Raw genomic sequence first — 19,860 nt, forward strand, 5'->3', positions numbered from 1 at the left:
ACTACCTGCAAATGCCGGCCGGTAGCGGGCCTGGCTGGCGTTGTGATGTCGTTTCTCGATGTTTCGACGTCGCTGACAGAGCAGGTTGGCCGCCAGTGGCGGTTGATGATGCAGGTTCCGTGACGTGACGAGGGGATGCCTTGATGAAAATGCGACGACTCCTGGGGGCGGGCACTGCCCTGATACTGGCCATGGGCACCAGCCTGGCCATGGCCAAGGAAGTAAGCATCGGCTACGTCGATGGGTGGTCCGACAGCGTGGCGACCACCCATGTGGCGGCCGAGGTGATCAAGCAGAAGCTCGGTTATGACGTCAAGCTGATGCCGGTGGCCACCGGCATCATGTGGCAGGGGGTGGCCACCGGAAAGCTCGATGCGATGCTGTCGGCCTGGCTGCCGGTGACCCATGGCGAATACTGGGCCAAGAACAAGGACAACGTGGTCGACTACGGCCCCAACTTCAAGGACGCCAGGATTGGCCTGATCGTGCCCGAATACGTCAAGGCGCAGTCGATCGCCGACCTCGGAAGCGATGCCGGCTTCAAGAAGAAGATCGTCGGCATCGACGCCGGGTCCGGGGTGATGCTCAAGACCGACCAGGCCATCAAGGACTATGACCTTGCCGGCTACAAGCTGCAGGCCAGCTCCGGCGCTGCCATGACCTCTGAACTGGGGCGCGCCTACGCCAAGCAGCAGCCCATCGTGGTCACCGGCTGGGTGCCGCACTGGATGTTCGCCAAGTGGAAGCTGCGCTTTCTCGAAGACCCCAAAGGCGTGTACGGCGCCGCCGAGACGGTCAACAGCATCGGCAGCAAGGAACTCGATACGAAGGCGCCGGAAGTCGCAGCGTTCCTGAAGAAGTTCTCGTGGCAATCCAAGGACGAGATCGGCGAAGTCATGCTGGCCATTCAGGAAGGCGCAAAGCCGGACGCTGCGGCGAAGGAGTGGGTCGCCAAGCACCCCGAGCGGGTCGCCGAGTGGACCGCAAAATAATGGCCTAAGGCCTCTATCTGGCACCTTCCAGGGCCGCGCGGTGTTTTGCCACCGCGCGGCCCTTTGCATGGGCGGCTGTTACGTAGCCGGTAAAAGAGTTTTACATCTAAGACTAAGGTCGTCTGGAGTGCGTCCCAAGGCAGCATAAAGTGGCGTGGTACTACCCAATCTGTGCTGCGAGGACAAAAACAATGAACGACAGCATTTATCTCTCGATACAAAACAGCCCGCGGTTCAAGGAGCTGGTTTCAAAACGTGAACGCTTCGCCTGGATTCTCTCGGCGATCATGCTCGGCCTCTACGCCGCCTTTATCCTGTTGATTGCCTACGGCCCGCAGATTCTGGGCGCCAAGCTCAGCCCCGGCTCCTCGATTACCTGGGGTATCCCGCTGGGTGTGGGTCTGATCGTTTCGGCTTTCGTGCTGACCGGCATCTACGTACGTCGTGCCAACGGTGAGTTCGACGAGCTGAACAACGCGATCCTGAAGGAGGCTCAGCAATGATCCGGCGTCTACTGGCAACACTGGCCTTTGGCGCTTTCGCGCCTGCCGTCTGGGCCGCCGACGCCCTGACCGGCGAGGTGCACAAACAACCCCTGAACGTCTCGGCGATCCTGATGTTCGTCGCCTTCGTCGGTGCCACCCTGTGCATCACCTACTGGGCTTCCAAGCGCAACAAGTCGGCCTCTGACTACTACGCCGCAGGCGGGCGAATCACGGGCTTCCAGAACGGCCTGGCGATTGCCGGCGACTACATGTCGGCAGCCTCCTTCCTGGGTATTTCCGCACTGGTATACACCTCCGGCTACGACGGCCTGATCTACTCGATCGGCTTTTTGGTGGGCTGGCCGATCATTCTGTTCCTGATCGCCGAACGCCTGCGCAACCTGGGCAAGTACACCTTTGCCGACGTGGCCTCGTATCGCCTCGGGCAAAAGCAGATCCGCACCCTGTCGGCCTCCGGCTCGCTGGTGGTGGTGGCGTTCTACCTGATCGCGCAGATGGTCGGCGCCGGCAAGCTGATCCAGCTGCTGTTCGGCCTGGACTACCACGTGGCGGTCATCCTGGTGGGTATCCTGATGTGCATGTACGTGCTGTTCGGCGGCATGCTCGCAACCACCTGGGTACAGATCATCAAGGCGGTGCTGCTGCTGTCCGGTGCCAGCTTCATGGCGCTGATGGTGATGAAGCACGTCAACTTCGACTTCAATGCGCTGTTCTCCGAGGCGATCAAGGTTCACCCCAAGGGTGAGGCGATCATGAGCCCGGGCGGCCTGGTCAAAGACCCGATCTCCGCGTTCTCGCTGGGCCTGGCGCTGATGTTCGGTACCGCTGGCCTGCCGCACATCCTGATGCGCTTCTTCACCGTGAGCGACGCCAAGGAAGCGCGCAAGAGCGTGCTGTACGCAACCGGCTTCATCGGCTACTTCTACATCCTGACCTTCATCATCGGCTTCGGCGCGATCCTGCTGGTCAGCACTAACCCGGACTTCAAGGACGCAGCAGGCGCCTTGCTGGGCGGCAACAACATGGCTGCGGTGCACCTGGCCGACGCCGTGGGCGGCAGCATCTTCCTGGGCTTCATCTCGGCAGTGGCCTTCGCCACCATCCTGGCAGTGGTTGCCGGCCTGACCCTGGCCGGTGCCTCGGCGGTGTCCCATGACCTGTATGCCAGCGTATGGCGCAAGGGCAAGGTCAACGACAAGGACGAGATCCGCGTGTCGAAGATCACCACCGTCGCACTGGGTGTGCTGGCCATCGGCCTGGGTATCCTGTTCGAAAGCCAGAACATCGCGTTCATGGTCGGCCTGGCGTTCTCGATCGCGGCCAGCTGCAACTTCCCGGTACTGCTGCTTTCGATGTACTGGAAGAAGCTGACCACCCGTGGCGCCATGATCGGCGGCTGGATGGGGCTGGTAAGTGCGGTGGGCCTGATGGTGCTCGGTCCGACCATCTGGGTGCAGATCCTGGGTCACGAGAAAGCCATCTACCCGTATGAGTACCCGGCGCTGTTCTCGATGCTGATTGCCTTTGCCGGTATCTGGTTCTTCTCGGTTACCGACAAGTCCAAGGCAGCGGATGACGAGCGTGCGCTGTTCTTCCCGCAGTTTGTCCGGTCGCAAACCGGCCTGGGGGCAAGCGGTGCTGTTTCGCACTGAGTTCTGAGCAATAAAAAAACGGCCTTCGGGCCGTTTTTTTATGTGGGGGCCATTGCACCCCCGGGTTTCTATATCTTGCCGAGCAACAACAGGATCAACAGGATGATCAGCACGGTACCAATGATGCCGGACGGGCCGTAGCCCCAACTTCTGGAGTGCGGGAAAACGGGTAAGCCACCGATCAACAGCAAAATCAGGATGATGATAAGTATGGTGCCCATGGCAGAGTCCTTTTGTTGAGTACGGTAATCAGCGTGTGCAGTTGCGATCCATCTCTTCGGTCATGACGTTCATGTCCGCCTGTTAAATCGGACTCCCACAGGCAACTAAAAGTTTAGTTCGATATGTGTTTGCCCGCGCCATTCAGCATCCTGATACAGCGTGGGCGTCGCTGCACCCTTCGCTACACTGGCCTTCAACTTCAGGAACAAGGCATCCGGCTATGCAAAACCGCATGATGATCACTGGCGCCGGGTCCGGCCTTGGCCGCGAGATTGCCCTGCGCTGGGCCCGCGAGGGTTGGCAACTGGCCCTGAGCGACATCGGCGAGGCCGGCCTGCAGCAGACCCTCACGCTGGTGCGCGAGGCGGGCGGCGAGGGCTTCGTCCAGCGTTGCGACGTGCGCGACTACAGCCAGCTCACCGCCCTGGCCCAGGCCTGCGAAGAAAAGCTCGGCGGCATCGATGTGATCGTCAACAACGCCGGGGTGGCGTCGGGCGGTTTTTTTGCCGAGCTGTCGCTGGAAGACTGGGACTGGCAGATCGCGATCAACCTGATGGGCGTGGTCAAGGGCTGCAAGGCGTTCCTGCCGCTGCTCGAACGCAGCAAGGGCCGCATCATCAACATCGCGTCCATGGCGGCGCTGATGCAGGGGCCGGCCATGAGCAACTACAACGTGGCCAAGGCCGGGGTGGTGGCGCTGTCCGAAAGCCTGCTGGTGGAGCTGCGCCAGCAACAGGTGGCGGTGCATGTGGTGTGCCCGTCGTTCTTCCAGACCAACCTGCTGGATTCGTTCCGCGGCCCCACCCCGGCAATGAAGGCCCAGGTGGGCAAACTGCTGGAAAGCTCGCCGATCAGCGCCAGCGACATTGCCGGCTGTATCTACGAGGGGGTGGCGCGCGGTGACTTCATGATTCTGCCCCACGAGCAGGGGCGCCTGGCCTGGCAGCTCAAGCAGCGCGACCCGCAGGCGCTGTATGACGAAATGGCCGAGATGGCCGTGCGAATGCGTGCCAAGGGGCGTCAGACGCAGGCGTAGGCTGTTCGCTACGGTATGCTAGGCGCTTTTGCGCAGGTAGCAGCGGACGTGATGAATTATGTGTGGTTCTTTCTGGCGGCGGTGTTCGAGATCGCCGGCTGTTATGCCTTCTACATGTGGCTGCGGCTGGGCAAGAGCGGCTGGTGGATCGCCCCCGCGCTGCTCAGCCTGACCCTGTTCGGCCTGCTGCTGACCCGCGTCGAGGCGGCCTACGCCGGGCGCGCCTACGCCGCCTATGGAGGCATCTATATCGTCACTTCGCTGCTGTGGCTGGCGGTGGTGGAGCGTGCCCGGCCGATGGGCAGCGACTGGCTCGGTGCGTTGCTGTGCGTGATCGGCGCCACCATCATCGTGATCGGACCACGTCTGCAAAACAGTTGAGCGGGTAGGATCTTGTAGGCAAATTCCCGCTAAGTTGTGGGAATTGTCTATTTGCCTGTCAGAGCGTTGAACCGTTTCAGCACCCGGTTCAGTCTTCACTCTCCCCTGATGTGGAGGATTGGAGAATGCTGGTCATAGGGCGCGAAGTCGGCGAGGTCATCACCATCGATGACGACATCAAGATCAAGGTGCTGTCGGTAGACGGCAACACGGTGCGTTTCGGCATCTGCGCACCACGCGATGTGGAGGTGCACCGTGCAGAAATCTATCGGCGTATCGCCGAGCAACTGGGCAAGGGCGGCCTGGGCGCCTGATCACTGATCGTCGAGCAGCTCGCGGGGCACTTCATGCCTGGCGAGCAGTTGGCACTGCTGGCTGTCCAGGTCGAACAGGATAACCGCCTGCCCCTTGGCCAGCGCCTGGCGCACGCGCAGTACACGGGTTTCCAGCGGGGTGTCGTCGCCATTGTCGGTACCGTCGCGGGTGACGAAGTCTTCGATCAGGCGGGTGAGGGTGTCGGCTTCGAGCTGGTCGTAGGGTATCAACATAAAAAAGCTACAGAATCAGGAAAGGTTTCGCACATGCTACGCGAAACCTTTCCTGCATGTGGCCTGCATGTGGCTAGCCTTTTTGGCCAACCAGGCTGTCCACCGCCGGTACGCGGGTATCACTTTCCATTTGTGCGTCGTGTTCCAGCTGGTGGCTGAAGCTTTCCAGCGAACTGCCGGTGGGCTTGGAATCGCTGGCGAACACCGGCGGGCTGAGCAGGTAGGCGCTGAGCAGGCGGCTGAGGGCAGCCAGGCTGTCGATATGGGTGCGCTCGTAGCCGTGGGTGGCGTCGCAGCCGAACGCCAGCAGCGCGGTACGGATGTCATGCCCGGCGGTGATCGCCGAATGCGCGTCGCTGAAGTAGTAGCGGAACAGGTCGCGGCGCACCGGCAGGTTGTGCTCGCGGCCCAGGCTCAGCAGGTGGCGCGACAGGTGGTAGTCGTAGGGGCCGGCGGAGTCCTGCATGGCCACGCTGACCGCGTGTTCGCTGGAGTGCTGGCCGGGGGCGACCGGGGCGATGTCGATGCCGACGAATTCGCTGACGTCCCACGGCAATGCGGCGGCGGCCCCCGAGCCGGTTTCTTCGGTGATGGTGAACAGCGGATGGCAGTCGATCTGTGGCTGGATGCCGCTTTCGACGATGGCCTTGAGCGAGGCCAGCAGCGCCGCGACGCCGGCCTTGTCGTCCAGGTGGCGGGCGCTGATATGGCCGCTTTCGGTGAACTCGGGCAACGGGTCGAAGGCCACGAAGTCACCGATGCCGATGCCCAGGGTTTCACAGTCGGCGCGGGTGGTGCAGTAGGCATCCAGGCGCAGCTCGACGTGCTCCCAGCTCACCGGCATCTGGTCGACCGCGGTATTGAAGGCGTGCCCGCTGGCCATCAGCGGCAGCACGCTGCCGCGAAACACGCCGGTGTCGGTGAACACGCTGACCCGGCTGCCCTCGGCGAAACGGCTCGACCAGCAGCCGACCGGGGCCAGGCCCAGGCGGCCGTTGTCCTGCAAGGTGCGCACGCTGGCGCCGATGGTGTCCAGGTGTGCCGAAACGGCGCGGTCGGGCGAGCTCTTGCGGCCCTTGAGGGTGGCGCGGATGGTGCCGCGCCGGGTCAGCTCGAAGGGGATACCCAGTTCTTCCAGGCGCTCGGCCACGTAGCGCACGATGGTGTCGGTGAAGCCGGTGGGGCTGGGGATGGCGAGCATTTCCAGCAGGACCTTCTGCAGATAGGTCAGGTCCGGTTCGGGCAATTGATCAGGCATGCGGACTCCTCGTGGGGCGTTGTCACGGCACCGGCCGGCTGTGCGGGAACAGCAGGTCGACGAAGCGTTCGGCAGTGGGTTGGGGTTCGTGGTTGGCCAGGCCCACCCGTTCATTGGCTTCGATGAACACGTAGTCGGGCTGGTCGGCGGCCTTGACCATCAGGTCCAGGCCGACCACCGGAATGTCCAGGGCGCGGGCGGCCCGCACGGCGGCATCCACCAGGGTCGGGTGCAGGCGTGCGGTGACGTCTTCCAGGCAGCCGCCGGTGTGCAGGTTGGCGGTACGCCGTACGGCCAGGCGCTGGCCGGCGGGCAGAATGGTGTCGTAGTCGACCCCGGCGGCGTGCAGGGTGCGCTGGGTCTCGGCGTCGAGCGGGATCTTGCTTTCGCCACCGGTGGCGGCCTGGCGCCTGCGGCTCTGGGCTTCGATCAGCGCACCGATGGCGTGCTGGCCGTCGCCGACGATCGAGGCAGGGTGACGAATCGCGGCGGCCACCACCTCGTAGCCGATGACCACGATGCGCAGGTCCAGCCCTTCATGAAAGCTTTCCAGCAGCACGCGGCTGTCGTACTGGCGCGCGTGCTCGATGGCGGCGTCCAGGTCTTGCAGGCAGGTCAGGTTGACCGCCACGCCGTTGCCCTGTTCGCCATCCAGCGGCTTGACCACCACCGCGCCGTGGTCTTCCAGAAAGGCCAGGTTGTCGGCGGCGTTGCCCGCCAGCTGTTGCGCCGGCAGGCTCAGGCCGGCGGCTTCGAGCACCTTGTGGGTCAGGCTCTTGTCCTGGCACAGGGTCATGCTCACGGCGGTGGTCAGGTCGCTGAGTGACTCGCGGCAGCGCACCCGGCGTCCGCCGTGGTTGAGGGTGAACAGCCCGGCGGTGGCATCGTCCACCTGCACATCGATGCCGCGCTTGTAGGCTTCCTCGACGATGATTCGCGCATAAGGGTTGAGCCCGGCCTCCGGCCCCGGCCCCAGGAAAAGCGGCTGGTTGATGCCGTTCTTGCGCTTGACCGCGAAGGTGGGCAGGGTGCGAAAGCCCAGCTTGGCGTACAGCCGCTTGGCCTGGCGATTGTCGTGCAGCACCGACAGGTCGAGGTGGCTCAGCCCGCGGCTCATGAAGTGTTCGATCAGGTGGCGTACCAGTACTTCGCCGACCCCGGGCCGGGTACAGTTGGGGTCCACGGCCAGGCACCACAGGCTGCTGCCGTGCTCCGGGTCGTCGAAGGCCTTTTGATGATTCAGGCCCATCACGCTGCCGATCACCGCACCGTTGTCCTCGTCTTCGGCCAGCCAGTACACCGGGCCGCCCTGGTGGCGCGGAGTGATCAGCGCCGGGTCGACCGGCAGCATGCCACGGGCCACGTACAGCTCGTTGATGGCTGCCCAGTCGCTGTCGCTCTGTGCGCGGCGGATACGAAAGCCGCGAAACACTCGCTGCGCCTGGCGGTAGTCGCTGAACCACAGGCGCAAGGTGTCGGAGGGGTCGAGAAACAGCTGTTGCGGCGCCTGGGCCAGTACCTGCTGGGGGGCGGCCACGTACAGCGCGATATCGCGCTCGCCGGGCTGCTCCTTGGCCAGGGCCGCCGCCAGGCTGGCCGGGTCGGGGTAGGTGTGGCCGATCAGCAGCCGGCCCCAACCACAATGCAACCAGCGCGGCTGGTCGTGCGGGTCGCTGCCGTCGCCGGCCAGTTGCGCCTGCAGGCGTTCATAGGACGGCACCTGGCCGCGCAGCAGGCGCTGGCCATAGGGTGAGGCATGGGCTTTCATCGATCAGATTCCTTGTTCGCTGAGCCACAGGTTCAGCGCGGCCAGTTGCCACAGCTTGGAGCCGCGCAGCGGCGTCAGTTGCCCATGCGGGTCGCTGAGCAGGCGGTCGAGCATGGCCGGGTTGAACAGGCCGCGGTCCTGGCTCGGGTCCAGCAGCAGCTCGCGTACCCAGTCCAGGGTGGCGCCTTGCAGGTGCTTGAGGCCCGGTACCGGGAAGTAGCCCTTCTTGCGGTCGATGACTTCACTGGGGATGACCAATCGCGCGGCTTCCTTGAGCACCTGCTTGCCGCCATCGGGCAGCTTGAACTGGGCCGGCACCCGCGCCGACAGCTCCACCAGCCGGTAGTCGAGGAACGGGGTGCGAGCCTCCAGGCCCCAGGCCATGGTCATGTTGTCGACCCGTTTGACCGGGTCGTCGACCAGCATCACCGTGCTGTCCAGGCGCAGGGCCTTGTCGACTGCCGCGCTGGCGCCGGGCTGGGCGAAGTGCTGGCGCACGAAGTCGCCGGCGGCGTCATTGCCCAGCAGCCAGGCCGGCTGCACGGTGTCGCGGTACTCGTCGTAGCTGCGGTCGAAGAAGGCCTCGCGGTAGGCCGCGTACGGGTCCTTGGCGCCGTCCACCTGCGGGTACCAGTGGTAGCCGGCGAACAGCTCGTCGGCACCCTGGCCGCTCTGCACCACCTTGCAGTGCTTGGCCACTTCCCGCGAGAGCAGGTAGAAGGCGATGCAGTCGTGGCTGACCATCGGCTCGCTCATGGCGCGGAACGCGGCCGGCAGTTGCTCGATGATTTCGCGCTCGTCGATGCGCAACTGGTGGTGGCGGGTGCCGTAGTGCTTGGCGATCAGGTCCGAATACTGGAACTCGTCGCCACGTTCGCCGCCGGCATCTTCGAAGCCGATGGAGAAGGTCGACAGGTCCTCGACCCCGACTTCGCGCAGCAGGCCGACCAGCAGGCTGGAGTCGACGCCGCCCGAGAGCAGCACGCCGACATCCACGGCTGCGCGCTGACGGATTGCAACGGCTTCGCGGGTGCTGTCGAGCACGCGGTCGCGCCAGTCTTCCAGGGTCAGGTGCTGTTCATCGGTGCGTGGGCCGTAGTGCAGGTTCCACCACACGTGCTGCTCGGCGCGGCCCTGGGCGTCGATGCGCATCCAGGTGGCCGGTGGCAGCTTTTCGATGTTCGCCAGCAGTGTCCGCGGGGCGGGCACCACGGCGTGGAAGTTCAGGTAGTGGTTGAGTGCCACCGGGTCGAGCACCGGGTTGATGTCGCCGCCCTTGAGCAGGGCCGGCAGGCTCGATGCGAAGCGCAGGCGTTCGCCGGTGCGCGACAGGTACAGCGGCTTGACCCCTAGGCGGTCGCGGGCGAGGAACAGCTGCTGGCTGTCACGTTCCCAGATCGCCAGGGCGAACATGCCGTTCAGGCGCTGCAGCAGATCGGCGCCCCAGGCGTGGTAGCCCTTGAGCAGCACTTCGGTGTCGCCGTCCGAGTAGAAGGCATAGCCCAGGCTTTCGAGTTCGGCGCGCAGCTCGGGGAAGTTGTAGATGGCGCCGTTGAATGCCAGCGACAGGCCCAGCTGACTGTCGATCATGGGCTGGGCCGAGCCGTCGGACAGGTCCATGATCTTCAGGCGTCGGTGGCCCAGGGCGATGGGCCCCTGGCTATGGAAGCCCCAGGCATCCGGGCCGCGGGGCGCCAGGTGATGGGTCATCCGTTCGACCGCGGCCAGGTCCGCCGGGCGTGGTGTGTTGGCTACAGGGGTGAAACGAAACTCTCCAGCTAATCCGCACATAAGTCCTTACCGGTTTTTCCGTTGGGGAAGGTGCCCTGAATTCGGGCACATAGGAACTGACCGGTGCGGATCCTGTGAGTTTTAGATCAATCTGTTATAAGCCTTCAGCCTTGCTTGCCCTTGCCGCGTATCAGTTCGCGCAACATGAAACGATTCGGGTGGCAGGCCTCGGCCACGTCGCGCGGCACCGGCAAGGGTGCGTTGTCGACCCAGGCGGCGATCAGTTCACCCGCCAGAGGCGCGGTGATCAGGCCGCGCGAACCATGGCCGCTGTTCACATACAGGCCCTCCAGCCAGGGGCACGGAGTGTCCGGCAGCTGTCGCGCGTCCTTGCCGAGCACGGCATACGCCTGGTTGAACGCCGCCTTGTCGGCCAACGGGCCGACGATCGGCAGGTAGTCGGGGCTGGTGCAGCGAAACGCCGCGCGGCCCTGCAGGCTGGCAGGTTCCAGCTCGCCAGCGCCAAGGCGTTCTGCCAGGTCGCCGGAGATTTCCCGTAGCAGCTCCAGGTTGCTCGCATGTTCGGCAGCGGTGGGGGCGAGGTCGGTGCCGTGGAAGTCGAAGCTCGCCCCCAGGGTGTGTTCGCCCAGGCGCGGCGGCGCGACGTAACCGTCGGCGCACACCACGGTGCCCAGCCCGCGGCTGGCGTTGGTGGCCGGCAGGCGGGTGATCTGCCCGCGGATGCGCTTGAGCGGCAGCTCGGCGCACGGCTCGAAACGATGGATGTCCGCTGCGCTGGCCAGCACCACCAGCGGCGCGCTGGCCAGCAGGCGCTCGCCGTCCCATGCCTGCCACAAGCCGTCGACCTTGCGCAGCTGTACCACGTCATGGTGGGGCAGCAGGGTGATGTTCGGTTGCCCGGCCTGCCATTGGCACAGCGCGGGCGGATGCACCCAGCCGCCCTCGGGGTAGTACAGACCGCCACTGGGCAGGCCGACCCCGGCCACGGCTTCGGCCTGCGGCTGGTCGAGGCGCCGTAGCAGGGTGTCGCTGAACGCCTGGTCGAGCTTGATCTGGCGCTGGTCTTCCTTGTCGTCGAAGGCCAGTTGCAGCACCCCGCAGGCGTCCCAGTCGGTGCCGCGCTGCAACTGTTCGAGCAGGCGGCGGGTGTAACCGAAGCCGGCGACGATCAGCCGCGACAGTGCGGTGCCGTGGGCCGACAGCTTCAGGTACAGCACGCCCTGGGGGTTGCCCGAGGCTTCACCGGCAGGGACGGCGTGGCGCTCCAGCAGGCGTACCTGCCAGCCGCGCGCCGCCAGGCTGGCGGCGGTGGCGCAACCGGCCAGGCCGGCGCCGATCACCAGCGCCTCGCGGGGGCCGGCCAGCGGCGCGGGGCGCGCGAACCATGGGGCAACCGGCGCGAGCGGCGCTTGCTCGGCGGGCCAGCCGGTGAATGCGCCGCGCAGCACTTCCCATTTTTTGCCGATACCCGGAATGCGCTTCATCTTGAAGCCCACCGCAATCAGCCCGCGACGCACCCAGCCGGTGCTGGTGAAGGTGCCAAGGGTGGCACCCGGCGCCGACAGGCGGCCGAGCTGGGCGAACAGCTCGGGGGTCCACATGTCGGGGTTCTTGGCCGGGGCAAAGCCATCGAGAAACCAGGCGTCGATGGGGGCGTCCAACTGCGGCAGCTGTTCCCGCGCATCGCCGATCATCAGGGTCAGGGTCACCCGACCCTGGTCGAAGACGAACTGCTGGAAACCTTCGTGCACCGCCACGTACTGCGCCAGCAGTGGCTGGCTGAACGGCGTCAGCTCGGGCCACAGGGCCAGGGCCTTGGCCAGGTCGGCATGGCTGAGGGGGTATTTTTCGACGCTGACGAAATGCAGGCGTGCCCCGGCCGGTGCACAGTCGGCGAACACCTGCCAGGCGCAGAAGAAGTTCAGGCCGGTGCCGAAGCCGGTTTCCCCGATCACCAGGCAACTGCCGTCGGCCATCGCGGCGAAGCGCTGGCGCAGGTCGTTCTGCTCGATGAACACATGACGGGTTTCCTCCAGGCTCTGCTCCTTGGAGAAATAGATGTCGTCGTACTGGCGTGAATACGGGCGGCCCTGTTCATCCCACTCGATCTGGGCGTACTGGGTCGGGGTGGCGGGGGTGTCGTTCATGTTCGGCTCGGCAACAGCGAAGCGTGCATTCTAGCCGATCGCCTTGCGACAAAGGGCTGCGTGATCCGCTAGTCTTGCTTATCCAAGAAGGGAGCCTGGTATGTTCGAATCCGCCGAAATTGGTCACGCCATCGACAAAGAAACCTATGACGCCGAAGTGCCGGCGTTGCGCGAAGCCTTGCTCGAAGCCCAGTTCGAGCTCAAGCAGCAGTCTCGCTTTCCGGTCATCGTGCTGATCAATGGCATCGAGGGGGCCGGCAAGGGCGAAACCGTCAAGCTGCTCAACGAGTGGATGGACCCGCGCCTGATCGAGGTGCGCACCTTCGACCAGCAGACCGACGAGGAGCTGGCCCGGCCGCCGGCCTGGCGCTACTGGCGGGCCTTGCCGAGCAAGGGGCGCATGGGCGTCTTCTTCGGCAACTGGTACAGCCAGATGCTGCAGGGGCGGGTGCATGGCCAGTTCAAGGACGCGGTGCTCGACCAGGCCATCAACGGTGCCGAACGGCTGGAAAAGATGCTGTGCGACGAAGGCGCGCTGATCTTCAAGTTCTGGTTTCACCTGTCCAAGAAGCAGATGAAGGCGCGGCTCAAGTCGCTCAAGGATGACCCGCTGCACAGCTGGAAGATCAGCCCGCTGGACTGGCAGCAATCGCAGACCTATGACCGGTTCGTGCGCTTCGGCGAACGGGTGCTGCGCCGCACCAGCCGTGACTATGCACCCTGGCACATCATCGAGGGCGTGGACCCGAACTACCGCAGCCTGGCAGTGGGCAAGATCCTGCTCGAGGGCCTGCAGAACGCCTTGAAGGCCAAGGCCCTGGGACGCCAGACCAACATCGCGCCGCTGGGCGAATCCATCGACGGACGCAGCCTGCTGGGCAGCCTGGACATGACCCTGCGCCTGGACAAGAACGACTACCAGGAGCAGCTGATTGTCGAGCAGGCCCGTCTGGCGGGCCTGCTGCGTGACAAGCGCATGCGTCGCCACGCGCTGGTGGCGGTGTTCGAGGGCAACGACGCGGCGGGCAAGGGCGGTGCCATTCGGCGCGTGGCCGCCGCGCTGGACCCGCGTCAGTACCGCATCGTGCCGATTGCCGCCCCTACCGAGGAGGAGCGGGCGCAGCCCTACCTGTGGCGGTTCTGGCGGCACATTCCGGCGCGCGGCAAGTTCACGGTGTTCGACCGCTCGTGGTACGGGCGGGTGCTGGTGGAGCGCATCGAGGGCTTCTGCAGCCAGGCCGACTGGATGCGCGCCTATGGCGAGATCAACGATTTCGAGGAGCAACTGCACGACGCTGGCGTGGTGGTGGTCAAGTTCTGGCTGTCGATCGACGAGCAGACCCAGCTGGAGCGTTTTCAGGAGCGCGAGCAGATACCGTTCAAACGCTTCAAGATCACCGAGGAAGACTGGCGCAACCGCGACAAGTGGGACGCGTACTCCGAGGCGGTGGGCGACATGGTCGATCGCACCAGCACCGAAGTGGCGCCCTGGACGCTGGTGGAGGCCAATGACAAGCGTTGGGCGCGAGTGAAGGTGCTGCGCACCATCAACGAGGCGCTGGAGGCGGCGTTCAAGAAAGACAAGAAGTGATCATTGGCCGCATCGCGGGGCAAGCCCGCTCCCACAGGAACTCCATCAGCCTTGTGGGAGCGGCTTGACCCGCGACGGCTGCATAGCAGACCTTTTTTCAGCCTTTGCCGCCGGCCTCGAGCATCTGCTCCGGCCTTACCCATTCATCGAACTGCGCATCGGTCAGATACCCCAGTTCCAGCGCTGCCTCGCGCAGGGTGGTGCCTTCGGCGTAGGCCTTCTTGGCGATCTGCGCCGACTTGTCGTAACCGATATGCGGGTTGAGCGCCGTCACCAGCATCAGCCCGCGCTCCAGGTGCTCGGCCATCTGCTGCGGGTCCGGTTCGATGCCCGCCACGCAGTGCTGCTGGAAGTTGCGGCAGCCATCGGCCAGCAGTTCGATCGACTGCAGCAGGTTATGGATGATCACCGGCTTGAACACGTTGAGCTGCAGGTGGCCCTGGCTGGCGGCAAAGCCGATGGTGGTGTCGTTGCCCAGCACCTGGCAGGCCAGCATCGACAGTGCCTCGCACTGGGTCGGGTTGACCTTGCCGGGCATGATCGAGCTGCCCGGCTCGTTGGCCGGCAGGCGCACCTCGGCCAGCCCCGCGCGCGGCCCGGAGCCGAGCAGGCGCAGGTCGTTGGCCAGCTTCATCAGGGCCACGGCCAGGGTTTTCAGCGCACCGGCCAGGGTGATCAGCGGCTCGTGCCCGGCCAGCGCGGCAAACTTGTTGGGCGCGGTGACGAACGGCAGCCCCGACAAGGCGGCAAGCTCGGCGGCGATCGCCTCGGCAAACCCGTGCGGCGCGTTCAGCCCGGTACCCACGGCGGTACCGCCCTGGGCCAGTTCGCACACCGCCGGCAGCGCCGCGCGGATGGCGCGCTGGGCGTAGTCCAGCTGGGCCACGTAGGCCGAGACCTCCTGGCCGAAGGTGATCGGGGTGGCGTCCATCATGTGGGTTCGCCCGGTCTTGACCAGTTGCATGTGGCGTGCGGCCAGTTCGGCCAACCCGCCCGACAGCTCGGCGATGGCCGGCAGCAGTTGCTGGTTGACCGCCTGTGCGGCGGCAATGTGCATGGCGGTCGGGAAGCAGTCGTTGGAGCTCTGCGAGCGGTTGACGTGGTCGTTGGGGTGTACCGGCACCTTGCCGCCGCGGCCCTTGCCGGCCAGCTCGTTGGCGCGCCCGGCCAGCACTTCGTTGGCGTTCATGTTGCTCTGGGTACCGCTGCCGGTCTGCCACACCACCAGCGGGAACTGGTCGTCATGCTCGCCGGCCAGCACCTCGTCGGCGGCCTGTTCGATCAGGCGGGCGATGTCGGCCGGCAGGTCGCCGTTGCGGTCATTGACCCGCGCTGCGGCCTTCTTGATCAGCACCAGCGCGTGCAGTACCGCCAGCGGCATGCGTTCCTTGCCGATGGCAAAGTTGGTCAGCGAGCGCTGGGTCTGGGCACCCCAGTAGGCCTCGTCAGGAACTTCAACCGGGCCCAGGCTGTCAGTTTCGATACGGCTCATGCGGTACGCACTCCTTCAATGGCTTGTTTGCGCAGTTTAGGCCCTGATTCGGCATGGCGGTTCCATTGCCTGTCGTCCCTCTTGAGCAGGCTGCCCCAGTCGGCGCAGAATGCTCTACTCTGGGTACGCCCTCTTTTTATTTTAAGGAATTTCGATGACCCGTCTTCGCGCCCTCTGCACGGCTGTCGCGCTGGTCTGCGCCAGCGGCCAGGCACTCGCCGATACCGCCAGCCACAACGCCAGCGCTGAAAAATTCCTGGTGATGGCGCACGCCGACAAACTGGGTACCCCGGTCTACATGCAGGTGCAGCAGATGTTTGCCCAGCGCTTCGAGCAGACCAAGGCGCCGGCGTCCAAAAAGGCCGTGCTTGAAACCTACCAGGCCAAGGCCAACGCCGCCCTGGACCAGGCCATCGGCTGGAACAAGCTCAAGCCGGACATGATCAAGCTGTACACCAGCACCTTCAGCGAATCCGAGCTCAAGGACCTGGTCGCCTTCTACCAGTCGCCACTGGGCAAGAAAGTCCTGGAAAAGATGCCTGCCGTTACCCAGCAGTCAGCCCAGCTGACCCAGCAGAAGCTTGAAAGCGCCGTGCCGGTGGTCAACAAGCTGCTGGCCGACATGACCAACGAGCTGGACCCGTCCGCCGGCAAGGCGGCCGCACCGGCCAAGAAACCTTAAGCGGAGCCCAGCATGTCGATGCAGCAGAAGATCGAACAGAGCCTGGCGGCGCTCGCCCCGCAGCACCTCGAGGTGCTGGACGAGAGCCACATGCACAGCCGGGGCCAGCAGACCCACTACAAGGCCGTGCTGGTCAGCGAACAGTTCGATGGCTTGAACAGCGTCAAGCGCCACCAGAAGGTCTACGCCACCCTGGGTGACCTGATGGGGCAGTTCCATGCCCTGGCGTTGCACACCTACACCCCGCAGGAATGGCAGAAAGTCGGCAGCGCGCCGGCTTCGCCCACCTGCGCCGGAGGCAGCAAACACTGAAATCCCTTTCAGGTTTTTGCTAGAATCCGCAACGCGCCGCCTGTCGGCGCGTTTTTTATTGTCGACCCGGTCCGCCCTTTGCGAGGGTGACCACCTGGAGAATCAAGGCATGACCCAAGCTATCGTCGTGGCGGCGCTGTACAAGTTCGTCACCCTGAAAGATTACGTCGAGGTGCGCGAGCCGCTGCTCGAGACCATGGAGCGCAACGGGGTCAAGGGCACCCTGCTGCTGGCCGAAGAGGGTATCAATGGCACCGTGTCGGGTACCCGCGAAGGCATCGATGGCCTGCTGGCCTGGCTGCGCAGCGATGCACGCCTGGTGGACATCGATCACAAGGAATCGTACTGCGACGAACAGCCGTTCTACCGCACCAAGGTCAAGCTCAAGAAAGAGATCGTGACCCTCGGCGTGCCGGGCGTGGACCCGAACCGGACGGTCGGTACCTATGTCGAGCCCAAGGACTGGAACGCGCTGATCAGCGACCCCGAAGTGCTGCTGATCGACACCCGCAACGACTATGAAGTGGCGATTGGTACCTTCGAGGGCGCCATCGACCCCAAGACCACCACCTTTCGCGAGTTTCCCGAGTACATCAAGGCCAACTTCGACCCTGCCCGGCACAAGAAGGTGGCGATGTTCTGCACAGGTGGCATCCGCTGCGAAAAAGCCTCCAGCTATATGCTCGGCGAGGGTTTCGAAGCGGTCTATCATCTTAAGGGTGGCATCCTGAAGTACCTCGAGGAGGTCCCCCAGGAAGAAACGCGCTGGCAGGGCGACTGCTTTGTCTTCGACAACCGCGTGACCGTGCGTCACGACCTCAGCGAAGGCGACTACGACCAGTGCCACGCCTGTCGTACCCCGATCAGCGTGGAAGAACGGGCCTCCGAGCATTATTCGCCAGGCATCAGCTGCCCGCATTGCTGGGACAGCCTGAGCGAGAAGACCCGGCGCAGCGCCATCGATCGGCAGAAGCAGATCGAGTTGGCCAAGGCCCGCAACATGCCGCACCCGATCGGCCACAACTATCGCAAAGCCGAGGTGTGATGGATGACCGCTCGCCTGCTGTATGTAATGGACCCGATGTGCTCCTGGTGCTGGGGTTTCGCACCCGTGGCCGAGGCCCTGATACGGCAGGCGCGCGAGGCCGGCGTGGACACCCACCTGGTGCCCGGCGGCCTGCGCTCGGGCAGCAGTGCGCTGGATGCCTCCACCCGGCGCTACATTCTTGAACACTGGCAGGCGGTCAACCAGGCCACCGGCCAGCCGTTCAAGCTTGAGGGCGCGATGCCCGAAGGCTTTGTCTACGACACCGAACCTGCCTGCCGCGCGCTGGTGGCTGCACGCAGCCTCGACCCGCAGCGGGCCTGGACGCTGCTGGGGATGATCCAGCAGGCGTTCTACCAGCGCAGCGAAGACGTGACCCTGCCGGTCAAGCTGGTGGAGCTGGCCGAGCAGGCCGGTTTCGACCGCGCCGCCTTCGCCGAGGCCTTCAGCAGCGGCGACACCCGCAGCGCCACCGCCGCCGACTTCACCTGGGTGCAGGACCTGGGCATCGCGGGCTTCCCGACCCTGCTCGCCGAGCGCAATGGCCAACTGGCCCTGCTGACCAACGGCTACCAGGCCCTGGGGGCGCTGCAGCCGCTGCTGGGGCGCTGGCTGGAGCATGCGGTCAATGCTTGACCTGCCTGGCTCCCCCGACCCGGTGCCCGGGCCGACGCCAGCACCTGTCGATCGCTTGAGCTGGGCCGAGATCCGGCGCCTGGCGCAACACCACAAGAAAGCCCTATGGACTGCCAACGGCGTGGCCGTGCTGGCGGCCCTGTGCAGTGTGCCGATTCCGCTGCTGCTGCCGTTGCTGGTCGACGAAGTGCTGCTGGGGCACGGCGATGCGGCGCTCAAGTGGATGAATAACCTGCTGCCCGCCAGCTGGCAGGTGGCGGCCGGCTACATCGGCCTGATGCTGGTCTTCACCCTGACGCTGCGCTGTGCGGCACTGGCTTTCAACGTGGTGCAGGCCAAGCTGTTCGCCGGGCTGGCCAAGGACATCGTCTACCGGCTGCGCATCCGCCTGATCGAGCGGCTCAAGCGCATCTCGCTGAGCGAGTACGAGAGCCTGGGCAGCGGTACGGTGACCACGCACCTGGTCACCGATCTGGACACCGTGGACAAGTTCGTCGGTGAAACCCTCAGCCGCTTTCTGGTGGCCATGCTCACGCTGGCCGGCACCTCGGCGATCCTGTTGTGGATGCACTGGCAGCTGGCGCTGTTGATCCTGCTGTTCAACCCGCTGGTGATCTTTGCCACGGTGCAGTTGGGCAAGCGGGTCAAGCACCTGAAGAAACTCGAGAACGACAGCACCTCGCGCTTCACCCAGGCACTGACCGAAACCCTGGATGCGATCCAGGAAATCCGTGCCGGCAACCGCCAGGGCTACTTTCTCGGGCGCCTGGGCATGCGTGCCCAGGAGGTGCGCAACTATGCGGTGTCCTCGCAATGGAAGAGCGATGCCAGCAGCCGCGCCAGTGGCTTGCTGTTCCAGTTCGGCATCGACATCTTTCGCGCAGCGGCCATGCTCACGGTGCTGTTTTCCGACCTCAGCATCGGCCAGATGCTGGCGGTGTTCAGCTACCTGTGGTTCATGATCGGCCCGGTGGAGCAGTTGCTCAACCTGCAGTACGCCTACTACGCGGCAGGTGGTGCGCTGAGCCGGATCAACGAGCTGCTGGCGCGCAGCGACGAGCCGCAGTATCCCGGCGGCATCGACCCTTTCGCGGGGCAGACCACCGTGGGCATCGAGGTGCGCGGGCTGCGTTTCGGCTATGGCGAGGAGCCGGTGCTGGACCAGTTGAACCTGTCCATCGCACCCGGCGAGAAGGTGGCCATCGTCGGCGCCAGCGGCGGCGGCAAGAGCACCCTGGTGCAGCTGTTGCTGGGCCTGTACAGCGCCCAGGCCGGCAGCATCCGCTTCGGCGGTTCGACCTTGCAGGAGATCGGCCTGGAAACCCTGCGCGAGCATGTGGCGGTGGTGTTGCAGCACCCGTCGCTGTTCAACGACACCGTGCGCGCCAACCTGACCATGGGCCGCGAGAGTACCGATGAGGCCTGCTGGCAGGCTCTGCGCATTGCCCAGCTCGACGCCACCATCGCCGCGCTGCCGCAGGGCCTGGACAGTGTGGTGGGACGTTCGGGCGTGCGTCTGTCCGGCGGGCAGCGCCAGCGTCTGGCGATTGCGCGCATGGTGCTGGCCGAGCCCAAGGTCGTCATTCTCGATGAGGCCACCTCGGCGCTGGACGCGGCCACCGAGTACAACCTGCACCAGGCGCTGAGCCGCTTCCTCAGCGCCCGTACCACCCTGATCATCGCTCACCGCCTGTCGGCAGTGAAGCAGGCCGACCGCGTGCTGGTGTTCGACGGCGGGCATGTCGCCGAGGATGGCGGTCACCAGCAGCTGATCGCCGAGGGCGGGTTGTACGCCAAGCTCTATGGGCATTTGCAACAGAGCTGAGGGCCTTCTACTGTA

At 65.0% G+C, this 19,860-nt stretch carries 19 protein-coding genes; 12 read left to right on the plus strand and 7 right to left on the minus strand.

Annotation, left to right across the window (positions count from 1 at the left end):
* Window positions 1-143: 143 nt before the first annotated feature.
* The 3 genes from V9K84_RS02155 (at window position 144) to V9K84_RS02165 (ending at window position 3,150) form a co-directional block, all read left to right on the plus strand.
* The gene (locus V9K84_RS02155) at window positions 144-992 is read left to right on the plus strand and encodes a glycine betaine ABC transporter substrate-binding protein (RefSeq protein ID WP_054915868.1); all 849 of its coding nucleotides are present in this window, start codon (window positions 144-146) and stop codon (window positions 990-992) included.
* Between the two features lie 191 nt (window positions 993-1,183).
* Complete coding sequence (locus V9K84_RS02160) at window positions 1,184-1,495, plus strand: DUF485 domain-containing protein (RefSeq protein WP_043862653.1); 312 nt, start codon at window positions 1,184-1,186, stop codon at window positions 1,493-1,495.
* Window positions 1,492-3,150: a cation acetate symporter gene (locus tag V9K84_RS02165; protein ID WP_043862654.1), complete on the plus strand. Its 1,659-nt coding sequence runs from the start codon at window positions 1,492-1,494 to the stop codon at window positions 3,148-3,150. The genes V9K84_RS02160 and V9K84_RS02165 overlap by 4 nt, the downstream gene beginning before the upstream one ends.
* Window positions 3,151-3,218: 68 nt before the next feature.
* On the opposite strand, the gene V9K84_RS02170 is transcribed toward V9K84_RS02165, so the two are convergent.
* Window positions 3,219-3,371, minus strand: a complete 153-nt coding sequence (locus tag V9K84_RS02170; protein ID WP_010224169.1) for a DUF3309 family protein — start codon at window positions 3,369-3,371, stop codon at window positions 3,219-3,221.
* 221 nt (window positions 3,372-3,592) lie between these two features.
* Here V9K84_RS02170 and V9K84_RS02175 point away from each other — a divergent pair, with 221 nt between their 5' ends.
* The 3 genes from V9K84_RS02175 (at window position 3,593) to csrA (ending at window position 5,103) form a co-directional block, all read left to right on the plus strand.
* A complete protein-coding gene (locus V9K84_RS02175) occupies window positions 3,593-4,408 on the plus strand; it encodes an SDR family oxidoreductase (protein WP_088514037.1) in 816 nt (271 codons plus the stop codon).
* 48 nt (window positions 4,409-4,456) lie between these two features.
* Window positions 4,457-4,789: a YnfA family protein gene (locus tag V9K84_RS02180; protein WP_054915866.1), complete on the plus strand. Its 333-nt coding sequence runs from the start codon at window positions 4,457-4,459 to the stop codon at window positions 4,787-4,789.
* A 125-nt stretch (window positions 4,790-4,914) separates the two neighbouring features.
* The gene (gene csrA, locus V9K84_RS02185) at window positions 4,915-5,103 is read left to right on the plus strand and encodes a carbon storage regulator CsrA (protein WP_043862657.1); all 189 of its coding nucleotides are present in this window, start codon (window positions 4,915-4,917) and stop codon (window positions 5,101-5,103) included.
* On the opposite strand, the gene V9K84_RS02190 is transcribed toward csrA, so the two are convergent.
* From V9K84_RS02190 to mnmC, 5 genes are all read right to left on the minus strand, one after another.
* A complete protein-coding gene (locus V9K84_RS02190) occupies window positions 5,104-5,337 on the minus strand; it encodes a YheU family protein (protein WP_043862658.1) in 234 nt (77 codons plus the stop codon).
* A gap of 73 nt (window positions 5,338-5,410) precedes the next feature.
* Entirely contained in the window at window positions 5,411-6,595 is a 1,185-nt protein-coding gene (locus tag V9K84_RS02195; RefSeq protein WP_043862659.1) for an osmoprotectant NAGGN system M42 family peptidase, read from the minus strand.
* A gap of 22 nt (window positions 6,596-6,617) precedes the next feature.
* Window positions 6,618-8,363, minus strand: coding sequence for an N-acetylglutaminylglutamine synthetase (gene ngg, locus V9K84_RS02200; RefSeq protein WP_058541030.1), 1,746 nt, complete (start codon window positions 8,361-8,363; stop codon window positions 6,618-6,620).
* 3 nt (window positions 8,364-8,366) lie between these two features.
* The gene (locus V9K84_RS02205) at window positions 8,367-10,154 is read right to left on the minus strand and encodes an N-acetylglutaminylglutamine amidotransferase (RefSeq protein WP_088514039.1); all 1,788 of its coding nucleotides are present in this window, start codon (window positions 10,152-10,154) and stop codon (window positions 8,367-8,369) included.
* 104 nt (window positions 10,155-10,258) lie between these two features.
* On the minus strand, window positions 10,259-12,262 hold the full coding sequence (mnmC, locus tag V9K84_RS02210; RefSeq protein ID WP_088514040.1) for a bifunctional tRNA (5-methylaminomethyl-2-thiouridine)(34)-methyltransferase MnmD/FAD-dependent 5-carboxymethylaminomethyl-2-thiouridine(34) oxidoreductase MnmC: 2,004 nt from the start codon (window positions 12,260-12,262) through the stop codon (window positions 10,259-10,261).
* A 100-nt stretch (window positions 12,263-12,362) separates the two neighbouring features.
* Here mnmC and pap point away from each other — a divergent pair, with 100 nt between their 5' ends.
* The gene (gene pap, locus V9K84_RS02215) at window positions 12,363-13,853 is read left to right on the plus strand and encodes a polyphosphate:AMP phosphotransferase (protein WP_088514041.1); all 1,491 of its coding nucleotides are present in this window, start codon (window positions 12,363-12,365) and stop codon (window positions 13,851-13,853) included.
* A gap of 97 nt (window positions 13,854-13,950) precedes the next feature.
* Here the strand turns inward: pap and V9K84_RS02220 are convergent, their stop codons facing one another.
* Window positions 13,951-15,345, minus strand: a complete 1,395-nt coding sequence (locus V9K84_RS02220) for a class II fumarate hydratase (RefSeq protein ID WP_088514042.1) — start codon at window positions 15,343-15,345, stop codon at window positions 13,951-13,953.
* 154 nt (window positions 15,346-15,499) lie between these two features.
* Between V9K84_RS02220 and V9K84_RS02225 the strand changes: the two genes are divergently transcribed.
* The 5 genes from V9K84_RS02225 (at window position 15,500) to V9K84_RS02245 (ending at window position 19,845) form a co-directional block, all read left to right on the plus strand.
* The gene (locus tag V9K84_RS02225; RefSeq protein ID WP_043862665.1) at window positions 15,500-16,027 is read left to right on the plus strand and encodes a DUF2059 domain-containing protein; all 528 of its coding nucleotides are present in this window, start codon (window positions 15,500-15,502) and stop codon (window positions 16,025-16,027) included.
* 12 nt (window positions 16,028-16,039) lie between these two features.
* Window positions 16,040-16,339 carry a BolA family protein gene (locus V9K84_RS02230; protein WP_043862666.1) on the plus strand — a complete coding sequence of 100 codons (300 nt, stop codon included), beginning with the start codon at window positions 16,040-16,042 and terminating at the stop codon, window positions 16,337-16,339.
* Window positions 16,340-16,448: 109 nt separating this feature from the next.
* Entirely contained in the window at window positions 16,449-17,384 is a 936-nt protein-coding gene (locus V9K84_RS02235; protein WP_088514043.1) for a rhodanese-related sulfurtransferase, read from the plus strand.
* Window positions 17,385-17,387: 3 nt separating this feature from the next.
* A complete protein-coding gene (locus V9K84_RS02240) occupies window positions 17,388-18,020 on the plus strand; it encodes a DsbA family protein (protein WP_088514044.1) in 633 nt (210 codons plus the stop codon).
* Complete coding sequence (locus tag V9K84_RS02245; RefSeq protein WP_043862669.1) at window positions 18,013-19,845, plus strand: ABC transporter ATP-binding protein; 1,833 nt, start codon at window positions 18,013-18,015, stop codon at window positions 19,843-19,845. The genes V9K84_RS02240 and V9K84_RS02245 overlap by 8 nt, the downstream gene beginning before the upstream one ends.
* Window positions 19,846-19,860: the final 15 nt, after the last annotated feature.

Source organism: Pseudomonas sp. AE27 (assembly GCF_037113495.1).
Lineage (GTDB): Bacteria > Pseudomonadota > Gammaproteobacteria > Pseudomonadales > Pseudomonadaceae > Aquipseudomonas > Aquipseudomonas palmensis.